We start from the raw sequence: 18,956 nt of genomic DNA, 5'->3' as shown, positions 1-18,956 counted from the left end.
TCTGCCGCAACCCCGGTTGTCATTTCTACCATAAAACGATAACGCGGCGGGAGTGGTGCTCCCGCCGCATTGGTAGACCGTGTACGGGCTTAGTCCCCCGCAACCGTCTCCTCGATAGAGTTGACGACTTCGACCTGCGACTGGGTTACAGGCTTCGCCGGCTGGATGCCGCCGAGACCGCCGATTGCGCCGAGCGGCACGAAACCGCCCTCGGGCGCAGCCTCCTTCAGCACCTCCTTGCGGTAGAGCGCGGCCATCTTTGCGTTCTCCGCATCCTGCTTCAGCTTCGCGTCGCGTGCGCGGATCTTCTCTTCGCGCGCGTTCTTGGCGATGCCGCTCTTGTCGAAGGTGTCGTTCGCCGACGAGTTGACGTGGGCTTCGTTCAGGACCAGGTCGTACTTGGCTTCCTTCTCGAGGCCGACCTTCTTGCCGCCCGCGAAGATCTCATGCCGACCGTGCTCCTCGTACCACTTCGTGAGGGTGCTGGTCATGTGCATCTTCTCGATGATGTTGCGCCAGCCCACACCCGTGTTGTACGCGCAGAAGCTGATCTCGCCCTCCTGCGTCGCGTACGGGATGATGCACTGCTCGGTGCGGCGGAAGTCATAGTTGAACAGGTCCTGGAACCACATGCCGGCGATGAAGAGGAAGTGCCAACGGTCGGCGCGGCGCTTCTGGATGTCCTCAAGCGTGCGATCCGCCGTCACCTTGCCGTAGTCGCGGCCCGTGGCGCCGAAGCTCTTGTCGAACTTCTGCAGCATGTCCTTGATCTTGAAGTGCGTCGGCGCGTTGTCGGGCGTGTAGTTGCGCAGCATCGCGAGCGTCACACCGAGGATCGAGAGGAACTTGCCGCGAGCGGCGTCGTTGATCTTGCGCACATCCTTGGCAAGCTGCTCGGCGTCGAGGAACGCCGTAACGGGCACGGCCTCCTTGGTCTCCTTGTCGATCATCATGGCCATGCCGATGCCGCAGTTCGGGTGGCAACCGCAGGAGAGCTGGCCCCAGTCGTGGTCCGGTCCGTGAACCAGATCGGCCCAGTCGGAGAAGGTCGACATGAACGAGATCGGAAACCAGTCGCGCGTCGGCTCGCCGATGCCGGTCTGGTTCTTCACATCGTGCGCCAGATGCGAGAGCGTGTAGCGCTGCGCCATGCGGCGCTCGTCCGAGACCTCCTCGTCGCGACCGGTGAAGCTGACCGGCTGGAACGAAAGGAAGTTGATCTTCTTCGGGTTGTCGAGCGCGAACTCAATGATGCGGCCAACCTGCTCGTTGTTGATTCCATTGATGATGCAGGTCACCGGCACGATATCCACACCGGCCTCGTGCAGGTTGTGGATCGCCTGCAGCTTCACATCGAACGAGTTGCCGACCTTGCGGTGGGAGTTCGCCGCGTTGCCGATACCGTCGAACTGCAGGTACGCGTAGCGCAGACCGGCCTCAGCCGCAGCCTTGCAGAACTCCTTCGACTTCGCGAACTCGATGCCGTTGGTCGCGGCCTGCACGGAGTTGTAGCCCACCTTGCGGGCGTAGCTGACCGCGTCCAGGAAGTAAGGCGAAAGCGTCGGCTCGCCGCCCGAGAACTGCACCGACATCTGGCGCTTGGGCTTGATCGTGATGGCGTTGTCGAGCATGGTCTTGATCTCGTCCCACGTCAGCTCGTGGACGAAGCCGACCTGGTTCGCATCCATGAAGCAGGGGTCGCACATCATGTTGCAGCGGTTGGTCAGGTCGATCGTGAGCACGGAGCCACGTCCGTGGGTGACCGTCGAAGAGCCGTGATTGTGCAGCTTCTCGTCGTTGTGGGCGCGGATGTCGCGGCCCGGGAAGGTCTCTTCCAAATGCTGCATGAAGGCGACGTCGATAGACATCAGGTCTTCGAAGTGGCCGTGGATGGGGCAGTCCTTCACCATCAGGATCTGGCCGTCGCGCTCGATGATCTGCGCCTTGATCTCGCCGACCTTCTCGTTCAGCAGAATCTCGTGGGGCAGCTTGCCGTCGACGATCTGCTGGCGAATCTCAGGTACGCACCGGGGGCAGAGGGAGTCGGTCGTGCGGGGCCAGCCGAGGGTCGGCTTCTCTTTTTCGTAGCTCTTCAGAAGCGGCTTGTCGCTCCACTTCGGGGTGAAGCTCGGATTCGGGCTGATGCGGTTCAGCTTCTCGAAGACAGCCCAGCCAACCTTTGCTACCTGAACGATGCCCTTTTCTACCAACTTCTTCGGCTTTGCCATGGAATGTTTCTCTCCTGAGCGTGATGCTGAAAATCTGCCAACGTGCGCTATCGAAACAGTGCTCTCTGCGGGCCCCAACTCGATGTTTCGACTTGAATAAAAATAAGATGCACCGCCGGGAAAAACGGGTGTACCTCATTAACCTCCCTTAACGTACGACCGCCCCGCGCAAGGTTGAAGCGCGGGGCGGCGAAAGGTTACTTTTTTACAGCGAACGGTAGCGAATCTGCAGCGAACGGCGATCCAGCCGGTCAGTACCTGAAAAGGCGCCACAAAAAATATTTTCAGAATCAGGCCGGGACCGCTTCGCCCTTCATCTGTTCGGCGATGTTGTGTGCAATCAACGCGTCGACGGTCGGCTGCAGTTGGCCTTCCATCACCATGTTCAGGTTGTGGTTGGTCAGGCCGATGCGGTGGTCCGTCAGGCGGTTCTGCGGGAAGTTGTAGGTGCGGATCTTCTCCGACCGGTCGCCGGTGCCGACCTGCTGCTTGCGCTCCTTGGCCTGAAGCTGGTGTACGCGCTCGGCCTCCACCTCATACAGGCGGCTGCGCAGCACGCGCATCGCCTTCTCGCGATTCTTGATCTGCGACTTCTCGTCCTGGCAACTGACGACCGTGTTGGTCGGCAGGTGCGTGATGCGGATGGCCGAGTAGGTCGTGTTGACCGACTGGCCGCCGGGGCCGGAGGAGCAGAAGGTGTCGATGCGCAGGTCCTTGGCCTCGATCTTGATGTCGACCTCCTCGGCCTCGGGCAGCACGGCGACCGTGATGGCGGAGGTGTGGACGCGGCCCTGCGTCTCGGTCGCCGGCACGCGCTGCACGCGATGTACGCCGGACTCGTACTTCATCTGGCGATAGACGTGGTCGCCTTCGAAGATGGCGGTCACGTCCTTCAGGCCGTTGCCGATGCCGGACTCGGACTCGGACAGAATCTGCACCTTCCACTTGTGCTGCTCGGCGAAGCGCAGGTAGACGCGGAACATCTCGGCGACGAAGAGCGCCGCCTCGTCGCCGCCCGTGCCGGCGCGGAGCTCGATGATGATGTTCTTGTCGTCGTTCGGGTCCTTGGGCAGGAGCATGACCTTCAGCTCCTCCTCGATGGGCGCGAGCTGCGGCTCGAGCATCTCGAGCTCTTCCTCGGCCATGGCTTTGAGGTCTGCGTCGTCTTCGGCGAGCATGGCCTTGGAGTCGGCGATGGCGGCGGAGATCTTCTTCCAAGCGCGATACTTCTCGACGATCGGCTCCATGTCGCGGCTCTCTTTGGCCACGGCCTGGAACTTCTTCTGGTCGTTGACCAGCGAGGGGTCGGACATCTGGGCGCTGAGCGCCTCGTAACGGGCTTCCATCTGGGATAGGCGGTCGAACATGGCAGTTCTCCTGAAAACAGGGAAATAGAGCTTAGGAAATAGGGAATAGAAGGCGCGAGTGGGCGCAGCTAGGCAAAGTCGTGACGCGGGGGCGTCACGCGGGAGGTGCTCACCGGGTTTGCTGTGCTCGAAACCATCTCTTCATAGATGGTACATCCAAGGCGAAGGATGCGGGGCGGTATACCTGCATCCCTCGGAATGCTCGTCATCTCGACCGGAGCGAAGCGGAGTGGAGAGACCCCCGTATTGGTTTTGGCCGTCGATCAGGGTTTGGCGGCTGCGGCTGGCTTCGCGACCGGTTCGGTCTTGGCCGGCGCTGCGGCCTTCGCCGGGTCTTCAAAGTGCAGGTTCATGACGACCTCGGTCCGGTTGTCGAAGGAGCTGATGGTCTTCTGCTCGCTCTTGTGCTTCTCGTCCACCTGTGCCCACAGCTCGGAGTCGAGGTTGGTGGCGAGCTGCGCGAAGCGATAGACGCCGTCCTGGTCTGTCGTCACGGTCTTCAGGGTGGAGCTCTTGCCCTGCTTCGCGTACTCCTTCAGGTAGACGTATGCGCCTTTGACCGGGGCTCCGTCCTTGTCGAGCACGCGGCCGCGCAGCAGACGGTCCGTCCGGGCGACGTTGGGCGCGCTGTTGTCGGAGCCGCCGAAGGACAGGCGCCCGATGGACTTGCCGCCACCGCCGCCGGCGCCGCCAGCCTGCGCGTGCAGGGGGGTGGCGAGGCTTGCCGCGAAGAGGGCCACTGCGGCGAATGGGAGAGCGATCCGGCTTGCTCCGGTGCGGGGGAAAATCTGCATACTCTATTGTACGGTCCGGCGTGGCGAAGGAAAGCAGTTCGCTCGCCGGAAGCGATTCGCGTCTAGGGAGTCGTGGAATAGCCGGTCACGTCGAAGTTGCGGGTCTCGCCCGTGGGAAAGAGAAACTGGTAGGCGACGTTGTCGTCGTGGCCGTTGGGTCGCGGGTGATACGCGGGCTGGAGAGGCGCCGCTTTATAGTTGCCCAGCTTCAGCACGCCCTCGCCGTGGCCGAGCAGCTCCACCTGCTGTCCGTCGATCAGCGCCTGCAGAATCTGAACGCCGCCATTGTTTCCGAGACTCCAATGCGACGAGATCACATGCACGGTCGTGGTGTAGTCGGCGGGGTTCACCTTCGGGGCGGCAGAGAGAAACATCGGTTGCATCAGGAGCAAAGCGAGCGCCAATTTTTTCATGGAAGAGCCTCTGTGGTTGCAGACGCGGACTCTCGGAGAAAGTCGCTGCGGGCGCCGATGGCATCCTTCTTCTGAGAGGATCTTCGCATGACTACGTTCGCCCAGGTTGCCGCGTTGGCCGAGGAGATGGCCGGGACCGCCAGCCGGTTGAAGAAGCGCGCGGCCATCGTCGCCGCGTTGCAGGCGGCGCACACGGAAGACCCCGCCGGGCAGGATGCGGCGCTCTTCGCCCAGTATCTCGCCGGGCTGCCGTTCGCGGAGGCCGATCCGCGCAAGCTGAACGCGGGTGGATCGCTGCTCTCGAAGGCCGTGCTGGCCGTCTCCGAGGCGACCGAAGCGCAGTTGACCGCGGCCTATCGCAGGCACGGCGACCTCGGCGCGGCGGCGTACGATCTGCGCGAGGGCTGGGCCGGGACGGTCTCGACCTTGCCGCTCGGAGAGATCGCCGAGGTCTTCGCCGCCATGGCGACCGCGAAGACGACGGCCATCCGCGCCGCGCTGGTCGAAAGCCTGCTGCGCCGCGCGACCGCGCTCGAGGCGAAGTACCTGCTGAAGCTCATGCTGGGCGACATGCGCATCGGGGTGAAGCAGTCGCTGGTGGAGGAGGCCATCGCGCTTGCCGCCGGGGTATCGGTGGAGGCCGTGCGCAACGCCGTAATGCTCGAGGCCGACCTGGGGCTTGCGGCCACGCGCGCCTTTACCGGTACGCTGGACGAGGCGCGCATGACGCTCTTTCATCCGCTGGGCTTCATGCTGGCGAGCCCGGTGGAGACGCCGGAGGAGGCGATCGAACGATTTACGCCGAAGCCTCCGGCGGCTGCGAAGAAGAAAACCGTACCTCAGCGGCTGAAGCCGCACGTCGAGGGAGAGGAGGATGGCACGGCTGAAGCCGTGCCCTTAAGCAATCCTGAAATCTCAACGGACTCCGCCCAGGTCCATGCCTTCCTCGAAGACAAGTACGACGGCATGCGCGCACAGATCCACTGCGGAGACCCCGCGCAGCCGGGCCGGGTGGCGATCTACTCGCGCAACCGGGAGGACATCACGGAGAGCTTCCCCGAACTGGCCGAGGCCTTCGCGCACGCCGACGCGCCGCTGATCCTCGACGGCGAGATTCTCGGCTGGGACTACGCCTCGGGCACGGCGCTTCCCTTCGCCGTACTCAGCCAGCGCATCGGACGCAAGCGCGTCGGCAACGATCTGCGCCAGCAGATTCCCGTCGTCTTCATGGCCTTCGATCTGATGTTCGCCGATGGGCATTTGTTGTTGCCTCTGGAACTCAAAGTCCGCAGAAACAAGCTGGAGTCAGTGGTCGAGCGACTCGTCGACCGCGTGCAGTCGCCGCTCGTGCTGAGCGAACATGCCGCCCGCCGGCACGAGCCGCAGGCGGCGCTCTTCGCCGATGAAGAGCCCGCCGAGCCGGGTGTGCCGAGGCTGATGATCGCGCCGTCGAAGCTGGTCGAATCCGCCGACGAGATCGATCGCGCCTACGCCGACGCGCGCGCCCGGTCGAACGAGGGCGTCATGCTGAAGGCCGCCGCCTCGCCCTATCTGCCGGGCCGACGCGGCATCTGGTGGGTGAAGCTGAAGCGCGAGCTGGCGACGCTGGACGTCGTCATCACCGGCGCGGAGTACGGCCACGGCCGCCGCGCGGGGCTGCTCTCGGACTACACCTTCGCCGTACGCAACGAGGCCGGGGAGCTTGAAAACGTCGGCAAGGCCTACTCCGGCGTGACGGACGCGGAGATACTCGAGCTGACCGACTTCCTGAAGGCCCACACGTTAGAGGATCGCGGCCACTTCCGCACGGTCGAGCCGCTGATCGTGCTGGAGGTCGCGTTCAATAACATCATGCGGAGCACGCGCCACGCCAGCGGCTTCGCGCTGCGCTTCCCGCGCATCCTGCACATTCGCAGGGACAAGCCGCTGGCCGAGATCGACACCGTCGCGCGGGTGGAGGAGATCTACCAGTCGCAGGTGGATAAGCCGGTGGAGGCTTGATCCTTGAGGCCTTCCTGCATAGTGTGTCCTCCTGAGCGACGCGAAGGATCCGCTGTTTGCTCGTGGCCGCGCGGGCGCCTATGCCGGGAGAGCAAGAAGCAGGTCCTTCGACTCTGCTGCACTTCGCTCAGGATGACAAGCTGATGGGCGAAACCAGCGTCGCTTTCCCTGAAACGGATCGGATGTTCACCCATCTAATCCCCAGGAGAATGCATGGGAATCTACAAGTACAAAGTCACGGTCGAAGACCTCGGCGAACGCAAGGTCGACCCCGACGTACACGCGCCGCTGGTGTTTTACCCGGAGAACCACGACAACATCCTGAACATCGCCGAGCGCCAGGCATCGCGCTGGCCCGCGTTCACGGCGGATGAGGCGGCCTCGCTCGCCATCGGGTTGAAGCTCTTCGCCGAGGTGGGTTTGAAGCATCGCAACGACCCGCTCTTCGCGCCGCTGATGCCGCATCTGCGGGAGTTCATCGGCCGGTTGAAGCAGGGGCCGGCCACCTCATCATCCCAGGCGCTTGGCCCGGATGATGTCCTCGCAGTTGAAGCAAAGCCGTAGCTTCACGCCCGGCTTGCCGGTCACGCGGCGGTTGCGCTGGATCGCCTGCAGCCGGTTGCAGCGGTCGGAGGTGTGGTAGACGTCGGAGTCTTCGGCCCAGGTGGGCGGAATCTCGGGCGTTAGATCCGGCTGGTCGGGGAACAGGAGCGAGGGTTGCACTGACCCAGCTTAGCGGGCCGGCCGGTGGAAGAGTTTCAGCTCGCACCGGATCGGTTACGAGCATCTGAATCCAGGAAGATCGAATCAAGGAGAACACCGCATGGAATACCGTCAGCTTGGCAAATCCGGCTTCAAGGTTCCCGAACTCTGCTTCGGCGCCGGAACCTTTGGCACGTCCAACGAATTCTTCAAGGCATGGGCGGAGACCTCGCAGGACGACGCCGACAACATCGTCGCCATCTGCATGGAGGCGGGCCTCAACTTCTTCGATACGGCCGATGTCTACTCCGACGGCAACAGCGAGATTGCGCTGGGCAAGGCGGTCTCGCACTTCCACCGCCAGGATGTGCTGCTCTCCACCAAGGCGACCTTCCGGCGCGGCGATCAGAAGGGGCCGAACGATGTCGGCTCGTCGCGCTACCACCTGATCCAGGCGGTCGAAGGCAGCCTGAAGCGGCTGAACACGGACTACATCGACGTCTTCCACCTGCACGCCTTCGACGCGACGACGCCGGTGGAGGAGACGCTGCGGGCGCTGGACGATCTGGTGACGAGCGGCAAGATCCGCTACATCGCCGCCTCGAACTTTTCGGGCTGGCACCTGATGAAGTCGCTCTCGGTGAGCGAGCGTTATGGCTGGAGCCGCTACGTCGGGCACCAGGTGTACTACTCGCTGGTAGGCCGCGACTACGAGTGGGAGCTGATGCCGCTGGCCGAGGAGCAGGGCGTCGGCGCGCTGGTCTGGTCGCCGCTGGGCTGGGGCCGCCTGACGGGCAAGATTCGCCGCGAGACCGGCATCCCCAAGGACAGCCGGTTGAACTCGAAGATCGTCACCGACGCCGGGCCTCAGGTGCCGGAGGAGTATCTCTACAAGGTCGTCGAGGCGATCGACGAGATCGCCAAGGAGACCGGCAAGACCGTGCCGCAGATCGCGTTGAACTGGCTGCTGCGGAGGCCGACGGTGTCGACGCTCATCATCGGCGCGCGCAATGCGGAGCAGTTGAAGGCGAATCTCGGCGCGGTGGGCTGGAAGCTGACGCCGGAGCAGGTGGCGAAGCTGGACGCCGCAAGCGAGTCTCCGCTGGCCTATCCGTACTGGCATCAGCGGCAGTTCGAGGAGCGCAACCCCAAACCGGTGTAGAAGATGCGCGCATCTGGCCGCATCTTTCAACGCAACTCCGGTTTCCATACAACAGACCGGTAAGGGCTGGACATCTTACCGGTTGTTGTTGGAAACAGGAGGCTTACGATGATTACGCATATCCGCACACGTTTTGCGACAGGCGCCTTGGCGCTGGCGATGATTGGGACTCTGGGCGCTTCGGCCGTCGCGCAGGGGTATGGCCCGCCCCAGGGACCGCCGCCTCCCGGCTATGGCCCGCGCGGCGGCTGGGATGCGCCTCCGCAGGCGTTTCGCGAGGTGCAGCGGCAGGGATTCCACGATGGCATCGAGGGGGCGCGGCGCGACTTCGACAACCATCGCCGGCCGGACCCGAACAACCGCGACGAGTTCCGTCACCCGCATGTGCCGCCCAGCGTCCGCGCGGATTACCGTGAGGGCTTTCGGCGCGGATACGACGTGGCGATGAGCCACATGCTGCATGAAGGGCCGGGACCTCGGTAGTCACGACTGACTCCCGTAGTTACCACCAGCTCCGGTCATCCTGAGCAGCGCGAAGTACCCCCGTATTGGTTTTTGCCTTTGTTCTCCTTCGAAGGAGAACAAAAGCCAATACGGGGGTCCTTCACTGCGTTCAGGATGACGGAAGTTTTCGGCGGGTTCAAGAGTTTTTGGCGAGTGCAGAAAGGACGCGTAAGCCCTGAACTGTAAGCTGAATTGCTGTCAGCTTACAGCTCACGAACACACGCCTTTAGGCAACCACCGCCGCCCGCTCCAGCGGAGTCAACACCTTCACCGAGGCCATCCCGGCGGCGGTGGCGGCCTGGATTCCCAACTCCGCGTCTTCGAAGACCAGGCAGTCGGCGGGTGCGATGCCCAGCCGTTCGGCGGCGATCAGGAAGGGCTCCGGGTCGGGTTTGCCGTTCTTATAATCGCCCGCGCAGACCAGCGTCTCAAAGCGGTCGAGGATCCCCAGCTTTTCAAGCGATCGCACGACCGACTCGCGCGGGCTGCCCGAGACGACCGCGAAGGGAATCTTGCCATGCGCGGCGAGGATGTGTTCGAGCACCTCGGGCACGGCCTGCAGCTCGGAGAGCAGCTCGCGGAAGATCTCTTCCTTGACCTTCATGATCTCGGCAACGGGCATCTTCAGCCCCTGCTCCGCGTTCAGCCGCTCGATGATGTCGGCGACGGGCATGCCGCCCCAGGCGTAGAAGGTCGTTTCGGGAAAGTGGCAGGCGTACTCGGCGAAGACCTTGTTCCAGGCCACGAAGTGCAAGGGCATCGAGTCGGTGATGGTTCCATCGCAGTCGAAGAGGTAGGCCTTGAACTGGCCTTGGGGCAGCGTAAGTTTCATCTGTCTATTCTCTCAAATGCCGGGGGCGTGTCATCGCGGCGCGGTTTTCTTCACCAGCGCATCGACGATTCGCGGGAGATCGTTCAGGTCGACCGGAGCATCAGGCGGCGTCAGCGTAAGTCCATTGCCGCCATTGCAGTGGATCGCGTCCGAGAGGTGTTCGACGGAGGGCTTGTCCAGCCGGCATGTTCGCGCGGAGACGGGTCCCGGCAGCGGAGCCTCGGCGTCGCCGGCTCGCTGCACGACCGCGTCCCGCGCCACCTCGCGGCTCTCGATGCGGATCATATTGTCGTCGGTCTTCGTCCACGTGCCCAGGCGGATCACATAGCCTTCGTTCAGGCTCAGGCTGATGGGCGCGTCTTTCGCGATGCGCCGGAAAGAAGCCGTCACCGCCGCGTACGTTCCATCCCGATAGAGAATGGCGAGCGAGCCGGAGGCCCATCGGTCGGTGGCGCTGCGTGGCGCGCCGCCGACGCGCTCCCAGTGCAGTTGCGTCGTAAAGACGCGGTTCGGATCGACCTTCGGCTCCTGCGCGCGGGCGGCGCTTGCGAGCAGCAATCCGAAGCATAGGAAAGTTTTCATGCAAAAAGAGACGGGTCTCGTGCCATTTCGCGAGCAGACCATCAGAACTGATTGTATGAAAGCTCCATCTTCATCCGTACCGGCACGGGTTTGCCATTCAGCATTCCCGCCTTGAAGCGGTAACGCTTGACCGTCTCCACCGCCTTGGCGTCAACTGCGAGAGCTGCGGCATGGTCTTTCTTGTCCATATACGGCTCGGCCGTGGATTTGACCACGCGCACGTCTTGTGGAGTTCCATTCGCATCGACGATGAGCGCGAGATCCGTGACGCAGTACAGCTTTCGCTTGCGCGCCTGATCGGGAACGTCAAACGGCTCTTGATAGACCGTCTCGGGCGGCGTCACGCCATGCCCGATCCGGTAGACGCCGGCGGCATCGGGCGCAGGCGTCTCTGGCGCGGGCTGCTGCGCGGAGACGCCGATCGTCCATGCGAGGGCGAGAAAAACGCCGAAGAAAAAGATCTTTCGCGAGGGCATCGGGGACTCCAGGCGGTTTGGACGGATGAAAGCGCTAGAAGATCTGGAAGTTGACCACGATATTCAACTGCACCGACACAGGCTGGCCGCCTTTCATGGCTGGGGTGAAGCGGTAGTGTTCGACCGCCTCGATGGCCTTCGCGTCCAGCGTCTGGGCGGCGTCGCGGTCTTTCTGCTTTTTATAACCTTCGGCGGCGGATTTTACGACGCGAATCTTCGTCGGCAGCCCTTGCGGATCGACCACGAGCGTCAGCGTCGTATTGCCAGCGATCTTCTTCTTCCGGGCTTCCTTCGAGAACTCCGGCTCCGGCTGCGAGACGACCTTCGGCGGAGTCACACCGCCGCCTATCCGCTCTACCTTGGCTGAATCAGTCGGCGCGGAGCCAGTGACAGGGGAAGAGGTCTCCTGCGCAGTTCCATGAAGCGACAGCATGCAGGCGAGGAGAACACCGGGCGCGGACCTTCTGCTGAGGAACATGACCTCTCCATAGAAATCTCATATCAAACAGGCTAGTTCATGGGCGAGACGTTAAAAGAGCTTGCGACGAATCTGGAAGTCGACTTCGACATACATCTTAACCGCGACCGGCTTCCCGTCGCGCATCGCCGGTTTGAAGCGGTACTGCTTCACAGCCTCGAGCGCCGCTGTGTCCAGCGCGCGGGCGGCGTCCTGTTTTTTCGGCTTCACCATCTCGGCCAGAGAGTGAACGACATGCACGTCCTGGGGCACGCCCTGCGCGTCGACGATGATCATCAGGGTCGTGATGCCGGAGACCTTGGCATGACGCGCCTCCTCCGGAAAGATCGGCTCCGGCTTCGTAATGACTTCGGGCGGAGTGGTCTCTTTTCCGATCTTGAAGATCACTTCGCCATTGGGCCCTATCTCGCGTGATGGCACCGCCACCGGAGGCCCAAACAATGCAGGCGGAGCCGACGTCTGCGCGGAGACAAGACCGGGCAGCAGGAACAAAACGCAGAAAGCCGACGCAGCTCGAAGGGCCATGGAACCTCGCGGAGGGTGGATGTGGGTCCAGTCTACCGGCCCGCCGCCTGCAGAGCCGTCACCGCCGCGCCGATCACCCGCGTCGCGGCGTCGTCCTCGACGATTTCGAGCGCGTAGCTCATCAGCGGACTCATCTTCACCATCTGCTGCAGGTAGTCCTTCAGCATGGGCAGGTCGACGAAGCGCACGTTGAAGCCCGTGAGGAAGAACTTGCCCGTGCCGTCCATGTGGATGGAGTTGGCGATGCCCGCGGCCAGCGCCTTGTGCCACAGCCGTTTGAACTCCACGCAGCGCGGATCGCCCTCTTTGGCCGCCTGGAAGACCTCCTCCGGCTCCATGTCGAGGAAGCGCAGGCGCATGGCGCGCTGGCCCATGATGCCTTCCATGTGGCCGCGTCCGCCGCAGCCGCAGAAGCGTTCCTTGTCGTCCAGCGTGACGACGGTGTGGCCGCCCTCCCACACGCCCGGCGCGAACGGATAGCGGCCGAAGCCGATGCCGATGCCCAGCGTCCAGACGCGAATCAGGCTGTCCAGCTTTTCGTGGTGCGCGGCCAGCCCCGCCGCGACGCCGTCCGCGTCGTTGATCACGCAGACCGGAACGTTGATGCCGTTGTTGCGCAGCTCGACCTTCAACCGCTCTTCGATGCGCGCGCCTTTGAGTTGCGGCAGGTTCGGCGCTTCTTCGACCACACCCTGCTTGATCAGCCCCGGCAGCGCCACGCCGACGGCCATCAGGTCGCCCGCATCGCCGGCCGCGCGCTTGATCTGCTCGCAGATGCGGCGAACGAGATCCTCGGTCGGCAGCTCGACCAGCCCGTAGGCGTCGTCTTCGCTCTCGGGAAAGGTGTACAGCGGCCCTTCGAGCTTGTAGTCGACAATCAGTCCAGCCACGATCCGTTCAGAAAGAACGACTCCTATGGTCTTCGCCATCTTGTGCCTCGCTTCCGGTTGCCACCGCTTCACGAAAAAAGTGGAGCCCTGCTACTCGTATTTGCTCACGCGGTTCAAACCGTTGAACGCCGCAACTTTATAACATTCCGCGAGTGTTGGATAGTTGAAGACCGTCTCCACGAAATAGTCCAGCTTTCCGCCCAGCGCCATGACCGCCTGACCGATGTGCAGCAGCTCGCTCGCGCCCTCGCCGATAATGTGTACGCCGAGAATCAGGTGGGTCGTCCGGTGGAAGATGAGCTTCAACCGGCCCGTCGTATCGCCGCGAATCTGTCCGCGCGCGATCTCGCGATAGTACGCTACGCCGACCTCGTAGGGTACGTCTTCCTCGGTGAGCTGCTCTTCCGTCTTCCCGATAAAGGAAATCTCGGGGATCGTGTAGATGCCGTAGGGGTAGAAGCTGGGGTTCGAGATGATGGTCTCGTCGCCGAAGGCGCGCGCCGAGGCGATGCGGCCCTGTTCCATCGAAACCGAGGCCAGCGACGGGAAGCCGATCACGTCGCCCACGGCGAAGATATTGGGCACCTTGGTGCGAAAGTCCTTGTCGACCGGGATGCGGCCGCGCGAGTCCGCTTCGACGCCCACCGCGGCAAGGTTCAGCTCGACGACGTTGCCCTGGCGGCCGACGGCGTAGAGCAGCGCATCGCCCTGCACCTTCTTCTTGCTCTCGAGCGTCGCCACGACGGTGCCGTCGGGCATCTCCTCGACCGTGTCCACGCCCTCGTTCAGACGCATGGTTACGCGGGAGTCGCGCAGATGATAGCTCAGCGCCTCGATGATCTCCTGGTCGGCGAACTCGAGCAGCCGGGGGCGCCGTTCGATCAGCGTCACGCGTACGCCGAGCGCCGCGAACATGCAGCAGTACTCCACGCCGATGACGCCGCCGCCGACCACGATCAGGGTCTTCGGCAGGTTGACGAGGTCGAGCACCAGGTCGGAGTTGATGATGGACGTGCCGTTGATCGGCACCTTGGGCGAGCTGGCCGGCTTGGTGCCGGTGGCGATCAGAATGTTCTTCGCCTCGTAAAAGGTCGAGCCCTTGGAGTTGGTCACCTTGACATGGGTCGGGTCGACGAAGCTGGCCACGCCGGTCAGCATCTCGATGTTGTTGCGCGAGAGCTGGGCCTCGGTGACGTCGATCTCGGTCTTGATGACGTGCTGGACCCGGAAGGCCAGGTCGGCCATCGTGATCCGCTCCTTCACCCGGTAGTTCATGCCGTAGATGGACTTGTAGTTGTAACCGGAGAGGTGCAGCACGGCCTCGCGCATGGTCTTGGACGGGATGGTGCCGGTCGAGATGCAGGCGCCGCCGACGACCTCGCGCATCTCCACCAATGCGACCTTCTTGCCAAGTTTGGAGGCGTAAATGGCGGCCCGCTGGCCGGCCGGCCCTGATCCGATGACGAGTAGATCGTAAACAGTACTCATACGCTTTGCATCTTCCATCTCTCGGTGATCGGCCCCGGGCGTGCTGGACGGGTTCTCAGACATGCTCGGCAAGACCGGATTGACTGCGGTTGAACCGTTTATCCTGCCTAAAAACTACCACATCGGCGTGTACGGGACGACGCAGGAGCCCTACACTGGAGCCGTGCTGCGCTACGCCATTACGGACAGGAGCCTCTTTTCCCCAAAGTACGCCCTGCGGAGGCTTCCGCGCGGGAACGAAGGGCAGGCTGAGCTGGTCCGGCGATGTGGCGAGCTGGCGAGGGGCGAAGGCGTCGCCGGAGGGCCCGTCGACTTTATCCAGTTGCGCGAGAAGGATCTCCGGCCCGACGAGATCGTCCATCTCGGGAAGAGTGTACTGGCGGCAATTCGGGCTGGCGGCAGGCATACGCGGCTCCTGGTCAATGTCGACAACGATCTCAGTGCTGCTCTCTCTATCGGCGCCGATGGCGTACACCTGACCTCGCACGCGCAGGTGACTCCCGAGGCCGTCCGGATGCGGTTCCGCCAGGCCGGTCTGGCGGAACCCGTCATCACCGTCTCCTGCCATACGACGCAGGAGGTGATGCGGGCGCGGCGGTGGGGGGTGACGGCGGCGCTCTACGGCCCGGTCTACGGCAAGACGGTGCAGGGCGAGCAGGTGCAGCCGGGCGTGGGGCTGGCGGCGCTCGAACAGGCCTGCCGCATGGCGTGGCCGCTCCCGGTGCTGGCGCTGGGCGGCGTGACCGGGGCCAACGCGGCCGAGTGCATGGCTGCCGGCGCCGCCGGAGTCGCCGCGATCCGGATGTTCATGCTACCTTAGCGCTATCCCCGTCGATAAAATTTCCCGGCTTGCGCACCCCACTTCCGTTCCACTTGGAGACGATGTGAAGAAGACGCTTACGCTCTCGCTTGCCCTTTTCGCTGCTTCCGCGATGCTCCCCGCCCAGGCCTACAAGATGCCCGACCACCCGACCGTAACCGTCGACGGCAAGGACTGGACTCCGCTCGGCATCGTCACCCGCAACATGGGCACGGCCGCCGAGCAGGAGGCGCAGTTCCCTCCGCATCACATCATCGGCAACATCTATTACGTTGGAACGAAGACGCTTAGCTCGTTCCTGATCGTTACCCCGAAGGGCGACATCCTGATCGACACCACCTACGAGCGCAACGTGCCGGTGATCGAAAAGTCGGTGAAGGAGCTGGGGTATAAGGTGTCGGATATCAAAATCATCCTCGGCAACCACGCCCACGGCGACCACATGGAAGGCGACGCCATGATGAAGGACGACACCGGCGGCGCGCTGGTCGAGGTCATGGCCGAGGATGTGCCCGCGCTGAAGGCGATGAAGCCCGAGGGCAAGGAGCACCCCATCGACCGCATCTTCCACGACGGCGACACGGTGGAGCTGGGCGGCACGGTCCTGACCGCGCACCTGGTCGCCGGCCACACCCACGGCTGCACCGCCTTCACGACCGACGAGGTGGAGAACGGCAAGACCTACCATGTCGTCTTCGGCTGCAGCTTGCGCTCGCCGAACACGATTACGCCCGAGGTGGCGGCGGAGTTCGGCCGGACCTTCCCGGTCGTCCATGCGATGCCCTGCGACGTGATGCTGGGCGACCACCCGTCGCAGTACGGGATGATCGAGAAGTACGAAAAGCTGACGCCCGGCGGGCCGAATCCGTTCATCGACAAATACACCTGCCACCACGAGATCGATATCGAAGAGGCGATGTTCTATGCGGTGATGAAGGAGCAGGCGGCGAAGGCTGCCGTGGTGGTTGCGCCAAAGCCATAGCAGCTTCACCGTCTGGCAAGGTTCTTGTTTAAGGGCACGGCTTTAGCCGTGCCACAAGAACCGACCCGCCTGGCGGCTTTAGCCTCTGAGGTGCGATTTCGCAGCCGCCAGAGCGTACCTCGGGGGCTGAAGCCCAACTACAAATGCGCTCTGTCTGGCACGGCTGAAGCCGTGCCCTTAAGCAGGACGCAGTCGCTATCTGCTTCTTGAGGAACTCCTCGATGATTCGCTCGCTCTGCTTTTTTGCAGCCACAGTTCTAAGCGCTGCAGCCGCCGCACAGCAGCCCGCCATCCTGCAGCCGCTGGCGACCAAGGCCGGTCCAGCCCCCGCCGCCCTGCACACCGGCGCGGCCTTCTACGTCCCGGTCACGCCGGAGACGATCCGCTGGGGCTACCTGCCGAACGGCGCCTCCGACCCTGTCCTGACCGTGCCGTCGGGCTCCATCGTCACCTTCGACACGCTCTCGCACGAGGGTCTGCTCGAAGATCAGGGGCGCGACGCGGTTAAATTCTTCGGCGGCTTTGGCGTGCCGGCTGGCGGCGTTCTGAAGGATGCCGAGGCGATCACGCAATCCAGCCTGACGCACGACTTCGTCAAGGACGGCCCGCACATCGTCCTCGGCCCGGTCGAGGTCGCGGGCGCCGAACCGGGCGACCTGCTGAAGATCGACTTCCTCCAGTTCACCCCGCGCGTTCCTTACGGGGTCATCAGCACCCGCCACGGCAAGGGCGCGCTGCCGGGCGAGTTTCCCGAGACGCCCGCGCCCGACGCCGACGCCAGCGCCGCGCAGCCGGAGAAGTTCCACAACAACTCGCAGTTCGTGCCGCTGAAGCTCGTGAACGGCAAGCTGACGGCAGTCTTCCCTACCGCTCAGGGCAAACCGGTGAGCTTTCCGGCTAACCCGTTTCTCGGCACCGTCGGCGTAGCGCCCGCAGCGGAGGGCCGGACGAACTCCATTCCGCCCAGCGCCTTCGGGGGCAATCTCGACATTCACTCCCTCGTCGCCGGCACGACGCTCTACCTGCCGGTGCAGGTGAAGGGCGCGAAGCTCTTCGTCGCCGACCCGCACTTCGCCCAGGGCAACGGCGAGGTCTCGCTGACCGCCGTCGAAGGTTCCGTCCGCGCGACCATGCGCCTGACGGTGCTGAAGCCGGGCGCGCCGGGCTATCCTTCGTCCAAACCCATCGCCGGACCCTTCGCCGAGACGCCCGACTACTGGATCGCCATCGGCCTGGACCCGGACCTGAACGAGGCCATGAAGAAGGCCGTCCGCAACGCGATCGACTACCTGAGCCTGAACCACGGCATGACCCGCGCCGAGGCGATGGCGTATCTCTCCGCCGCGACCGACTTCGAGGTATCGCAGGTGGTCGACCGGACCAAGGGTGTCCACGCGCTGATTCGGAAGAAGGACTTTGCGGGAAAGTAGCTTTGCTAGGATTTCAGCATGGCGATCGACAAGTCAGGAACGTGGTGGGTCGGCAGCGAGCCGCAGGATATCGGCGGTTTTCTCGAAGCGTACTCCGCCAAAAGCTACAAGACGGACCTCTTCCGCCTGTCGACGTGCAAGTGCGGCGGTACCGCCTTTTCCCTGCTGGCCGACGAGGATGAGGGCTGCGCGCAGCGGATCTGCGCCCGTTGCGGCGAAGAGCACTTCCTCTGCGACAGCGAGGACTACCTCGAAGACGCCACACTCGAAGCGTGGGAGTGCGTCGAGTGCGAGGGAGCCGTCGCCAATGTGGGCGTCGGCTTTTCGCTGTATGAAGATGGCGAGATTCGCTGGCTCTACGTCGGCGCGCGGTGCGCGGCCTGCGGGATGCTGGGCTGCTACTCAAGCTGGAAGGTCGCGTATGCGCCTTCGAAGCAGCTGATCGAGCAGGCGTAGACGGTGCTGAAGGCTTGGATTGAGAGCTGTCAGCTGTATAGCTCAAAGCTCTCGAAGACATGGCAGCAACACTCTTGAAGGTCATGGTTGGAACGGAGTGCGCTGCACCGGTGTCCAAGTAGGCATCTCCCCTGGAGCGACGCCTGATGCTGCGCAGAACCTTCCTCGGCGGCGCTGCCGCTACCCTCATCTCCGCCACCGTGCAACACGACCGGAGCGAGCGGCTGGCGCAGGCTGCGCGCAGCCAGCTTGGTGTCACTACCGGCTACGATCCAAGCTACATCCGTATCCCGTACCCGTTGGGCGACGTGCCGCGTTCGACCGGCGTCTGCGCCGATGTGATCGTGCGTGCGGCGCGCGATGGACTGGGGCTGGATCTGCAGCGGCTCGTCCATGAGGATATGGCCGCAAACTTCAGCGCCTACCCCAGAACATGGGCGATGCAGCACCCAGACCCGAACATCGACCACCGCCGCGTGCTGAACCTCGAAACCTTCTGGCGGCGCAAGGGCTCGGCTCTCTGGTCCGCCTCCGCGCCGACCGACGGCAACGCGTTTCCGAAGCCGCTGGAGGTCGGCGACATCGTCACCTGGCTGCTGGACGCGCGCCTGCCGCACGTCGCCGTGGTCGTCGCCGCGAACGGCCGCGACACCCGCGTGGTGCATAATATCGGCGGCGGCGCGCAGGAGATCGAGCTCGCCGCCTTCCGCACTCATCGGGCTAAGGGACACTTTCGCTGGCCAGCGTAGCAGCTCGACCCTTTTGGTCGACTTTCCGCCAGATAGTTTAAGAGGTTTTGCAGAGAGCGAAGCCCGTCTTCACCGTC

Annotated in this window: 21 protein-coding genes; 9 read left to right on the top strand and 12 right to left on the bottom strand. The window is 63.6% G+C overall.

What is annotated here, in order from left to right; translation table 11 throughout:
- Positions 1 to 89: 89 nt before the first annotated feature.
- From CHB87_RS18105 to CHB87_RS18090, 4 genes are all read right to left on the bottom strand, one after another.
- Complete coding sequence (locus CHB87_RS18105) at positions 90 to 2,228, bottom strand: radical SAM protein (RefSeq protein WP_089409840.1); 2,139 nt, start codon at positions 2,226 to 2,228, stop codon at positions 90 to 92.
- Between the two features lie 290 nt (positions 2,229 to 2,518).
- Positions 2,519 to 3,595 carry a peptide chain release factor 1 gene (prfA, locus tag CHB87_RS18100; RefSeq protein WP_089409839.1) on the bottom strand — a complete coding sequence of 359 codons (1,077 nt, stop codon included), beginning with the start codon at positions 3,593 to 3,595 and terminating at the stop codon, positions 2,519 to 2,521.
- A 263-nt stretch (positions 3,596 to 3,858) separates the two neighbouring features.
- Positions 3,859 to 4,389, bottom strand: coding sequence for a carboxypeptidase-like regulatory domain-containing protein (locus tag CHB87_RS18095; protein ID WP_089409838.1), 531 nt, complete (start codon positions 4,387 to 4,389; stop codon positions 3,859 to 3,861).
- A gap of 62 nt (positions 4,390 to 4,451) precedes the next feature.
- On the bottom strand, positions 4,452 to 4,763 hold the full coding sequence (locus tag CHB87_RS18090; protein ID WP_089409837.1) for a hypothetical protein: 312 nt from the start codon (positions 4,761 to 4,763) through the stop codon (positions 4,452 to 4,454).
- A 126-nt stretch (positions 4,764 to 4,889) separates the two neighbouring features.
- Here CHB87_RS18090 and CHB87_RS18085 point away from each other — a divergent pair, with 126 nt between their 5' ends.
- Together CHB87_RS18085 and CHB87_RS18080 are read left to right on the top strand one after the other, a co-directional pair.
- Entirely contained in the window at positions 4,890 to 6,803 is a 1,914-nt protein-coding gene (locus tag CHB87_RS18085) for an ATP-dependent DNA ligase (RefSeq protein WP_089409836.1), read from the top strand.
- A gap of 213 nt (positions 6,804 to 7,016) precedes the next feature.
- Positions 7,017 to 7,367: a DUF3861 domain-containing protein gene (locus CHB87_RS18080; protein ID WP_089409835.1), complete on the top strand. Its 351-nt coding sequence runs from the start codon at positions 7,017 to 7,019 to the stop codon at positions 7,365 to 7,367.
- Here CHB87_RS18080 and CHB87_RS18075 read toward each other — a convergent pair.
- The gene (locus CHB87_RS18075; protein ID WP_089409834.1) at positions 7,314 to 7,526 is read right to left on the bottom strand and encodes a hypothetical protein; all 213 of its coding nucleotides are present in this window, start codon (positions 7,524 to 7,526) and stop codon (positions 7,314 to 7,316) included. The two genes, CHB87_RS18080 and CHB87_RS18075, sit on opposite strands and share 54 nt — an antisense overlap.
- A 100-nt stretch (positions 7,527 to 7,626) precedes the next feature.
- Between CHB87_RS18075 and CHB87_RS18070 the strand changes: the two genes are divergently transcribed.
- Positions 7,627 to 8,667 (top strand): aldo/keto reductase, encoded by a 1,041-nt coding sequence (locus CHB87_RS18070; protein ID WP_089409833.1) that lies wholly within the window; start codon positions 7,627 to 7,629, stop codon positions 8,665 to 8,667.
- A 108-nt stretch (positions 8,668 to 8,775) separates the two neighbouring features.
- Positions 8,776 to 9,150: a hypothetical protein gene (locus CHB87_RS18065; protein ID WP_089409832.1), complete on the top strand. Its 375-nt coding sequence runs from the start codon at positions 8,776 to 8,778 to the stop codon at positions 9,148 to 9,150.
- Between the two features lie 247 nt (positions 9,151 to 9,397).
- On the opposite strand, the gene CHB87_RS18060 is transcribed toward CHB87_RS18065, so the two are convergent.
- The 7 genes from CHB87_RS18060 to sthA all read right to left on the bottom strand — a co-directional run bounded on the left by CHB87_RS18060 (position 9,398) and on the right by sthA (position 14,442).
- Positions 9,398 to 10,003 (bottom strand): HAD family hydrolase, encoded by a 606-nt coding sequence (locus CHB87_RS18060; RefSeq protein WP_089409831.1) that lies wholly within the window; start codon positions 10,001 to 10,003, stop codon positions 9,398 to 9,400.
- A gap of 30 nt (positions 10,004 to 10,033) precedes the next feature.
- Positions 10,034 to 10,585 (bottom strand): hypothetical protein, encoded by a 552-nt coding sequence (locus CHB87_RS18055; protein WP_142988418.1) that lies wholly within the window; start codon positions 10,583 to 10,585, stop codon positions 10,034 to 10,036.
- Positions 10,586 to 10,626: 41 nt separating this feature from the next.
- Positions 10,627 to 11,061 (bottom strand): energy transducer TonB, encoded by a 435-nt coding sequence (locus tag CHB87_RS18050; RefSeq protein WP_089409829.1) that lies wholly within the window; start codon positions 11,059 to 11,061, stop codon positions 10,627 to 10,629.
- Between the two features lie 34 nt (positions 11,062 to 11,095).
- On the bottom strand, positions 11,096 to 11,539 hold the full coding sequence (locus CHB87_RS18045; protein WP_089409828.1) for an energy transducer TonB: 444 nt from the start codon (positions 11,537 to 11,539) through the stop codon (positions 11,096 to 11,098).
- Positions 11,540 to 11,590: 51 nt separating this feature from the next.
- A complete protein-coding gene (locus CHB87_RS18040) occupies positions 11,591 to 12,031 on the bottom strand; it encodes an energy transducer TonB (protein ID WP_176441846.1) in 441 nt (146 codons plus the stop codon).
- Positions 12,032 to 12,096: 65 nt separating this feature from the next.
- Positions 12,097 to 12,993 (bottom strand): ROK family protein, encoded by an 897-nt coding sequence (locus CHB87_RS18035; RefSeq protein WP_089409826.1) that lies wholly within the window; start codon positions 12,991 to 12,993, stop codon positions 12,097 to 12,099.
- Positions 12,994 to 13,044: 51 nt separating this feature from the next.
- Positions 13,045 to 14,442 carry a Si-specific NAD(P)(+) transhydrogenase gene (sthA, locus tag CHB87_RS18030; protein ID WP_089409825.1) on the bottom strand — a complete coding sequence of 466 codons (1,398 nt, stop codon included), beginning with the start codon at positions 14,440 to 14,442 and terminating at the stop codon, positions 13,045 to 13,047.
- 61 nt (positions 14,443 to 14,503) lie between these two features.
- Between sthA and CHB87_RS18025 the strand changes: the two genes are divergently transcribed.
- The 5 genes from CHB87_RS18025 to CHB87_RS18005 all read left to right on the top strand — a co-directional run bounded on the left by CHB87_RS18025 (position 14,504) and on the right by CHB87_RS18005 (position 18,879).
- Positions 14,504 to 15,262 (top strand): thiamine phosphate synthase, encoded by a 759-nt coding sequence (locus tag CHB87_RS18025; RefSeq protein ID WP_142988417.1) that lies wholly within the window; start codon positions 14,504 to 14,506, stop codon positions 15,260 to 15,262.
- Between the two features lie 64 nt (positions 15,263 to 15,326).
- Positions 15,327 to 16,244, top strand: a complete 918-nt coding sequence (locus tag CHB87_RS18020; protein ID WP_089409823.1) for an MBL fold metallo-hydrolase — start codon at positions 15,327 to 15,329, stop codon at positions 16,242 to 16,244.
- A 221-nt stretch (positions 16,245 to 16,465) separates the two neighbouring features.
- Positions 16,466 to 17,674, top strand: a complete 1,209-nt coding sequence (locus CHB87_RS18015; protein ID WP_089409822.1) for an acetamidase/formamidase family protein — start codon at positions 16,466 to 16,468, stop codon at positions 17,672 to 17,674.
- An 18-nt stretch (positions 17,675 to 17,692) separates the two neighbouring features.
- Positions 17,693 to 18,130, top strand: coding sequence for a hypothetical protein (locus CHB87_RS18010; protein ID WP_089409821.1), 438 nt, complete (start codon positions 17,693 to 17,695; stop codon positions 18,128 to 18,130).
- Positions 18,131 to 18,276: 146 nt separating this feature from the next.
- A complete protein-coding gene (locus CHB87_RS18005; protein ID WP_089409820.1) occupies positions 18,277 to 18,879 on the top strand; it encodes a DUF1287 domain-containing protein in 603 nt (200 codons plus the stop codon).
- Positions 18,880 to 18,956: the final 77 nt, after the last annotated feature.

Origin of the sequence: Granulicella rosea, assembly GCF_900188085.1 — a bacterium.
GTDB lineage: Bacteria > Acidobacteriota > Terriglobia > Terriglobales > Acidobacteriaceae > Edaphobacter > Edaphobacter rosea.
The sequence above is the reverse complement of the archived record's forward strand: the minus strand, read 5'-3'. Positions and strand labels throughout refer to the sequence as shown.

Bases quoted from the DNA above. Each gene is read 5' to 3' on its own strand.
- CHB87_RS18025 (WP_142988417.1), top strand. From the start codon at position 14,504: ATGCTCGGCAAGACCGGATTGACTGCGGTTGAACCGTTTATCCTGCCT.
- CHB87_RS18085 (WP_089409836.1), top strand. From the start codon at position 4,890: ATGACTACGTTCGCCCAGGTTGCCGCGTTGGCCGAGGAGATGGCCGGG.
- CHB87_RS18015 (WP_089409822.1), top strand. From the start codon at position 16,466: ATGATTCGCTCGCTCTGCTTTTTTGCAGCCACAGTTCTAAGCGCTGCA.
- CHB87_RS18035 (WP_089409826.1), bottom strand. From the start codon at position 12,993: ATGGCGAAGACCATAGGAGTCGTTCTTTCTGAACGGATCGTGGCTGGA.
- CHB87_RS18095 (WP_089409838.1), bottom strand. From the start codon at position 4,389: ATGCAGATTTTCCCCCGCACCGGAGCAAGCCGGATCGCTCTCCCATTC.
- CHB87_RS18060 (WP_089409831.1), bottom strand. From the start codon at position 10,003: ATGAAACTTACGCTGCCCCAAGGCCAGTTCAAGGCCTACCTCTTCGAC.
- CHB87_RS18090 (WP_089409837.1), bottom strand. From the start codon at position 4,763: ATGTTTCTCTCTGCCGCCCCGAAGGTGAACCCCGCCGACTACACCACG.
- CHB87_RS18010 (WP_089409821.1), top strand. From the start codon at position 17,693: ATGGCGATCGACAAGTCAGGAACGTGGTGGGTCGGCAGCGAGCCGCAG.
- CHB87_RS18050 (WP_089409829.1), bottom strand. From the start codon at position 11,061: ATGCCCTCGCGAAAGATCTTTTTCTTCGGCGTTTTTCTCGCCCTCGCA.
- CHB87_RS18105 (WP_089409840.1), bottom strand. From the start codon at position 2,228: ATGGCAAAGCCGAAGAAGTTGGTAGAAAAGGGCATCGTTCAGGTAGCA.
- sthA (WP_089409825.1), bottom strand. From the start codon at position 14,442: ATGAGTACTGTTTACGATCTACTCGTCATCGGATCAGGGCCGGCCGGC.
- CHB87_RS18005 (WP_089409820.1), top strand. From the start codon at position 18,277: ATGCTGCGCAGAACCTTCCTCGGCGGCGCTGCCGCTACCCTCATCTCC.
- CHB87_RS18055 (WP_142988418.1), bottom strand. From the start codon at position 10,585: ATGAAAACTTTCCTATGCTTCGGATTGCTGCTCGCAAGCGCCGCCCGC.
- CHB87_RS18080 (WP_089409835.1), top strand. From the start codon at position 7,017: ATGGGAATCTACAAGTACAAAGTCACGGTCGAAGACCTCGGCGAACGC.
- CHB87_RS18045 (WP_089409828.1), bottom strand. From the start codon at position 11,539: ATGTTCCTCAGCAGAAGGTCCGCGCCCGGTGTTCTCCTCGCCTGCATG.
- CHB87_RS18065 (WP_089409832.1), top strand. From the start codon at position 8,776: ATGATTACGCATATCCGCACACGTTTTGCGACAGGCGCCTTGGCGCTG.
- CHB87_RS18070 (WP_089409833.1), top strand. From the start codon at position 7,627: ATGGAATACCGTCAGCTTGGCAAATCCGGCTTCAAGGTTCCCGAACTC.
- prfA (WP_089409839.1), bottom strand. From the start codon at position 3,595: ATGTTCGACCGCCTATCCCAGATGGAAGCCCGTTACGAGGCGCTCAGC.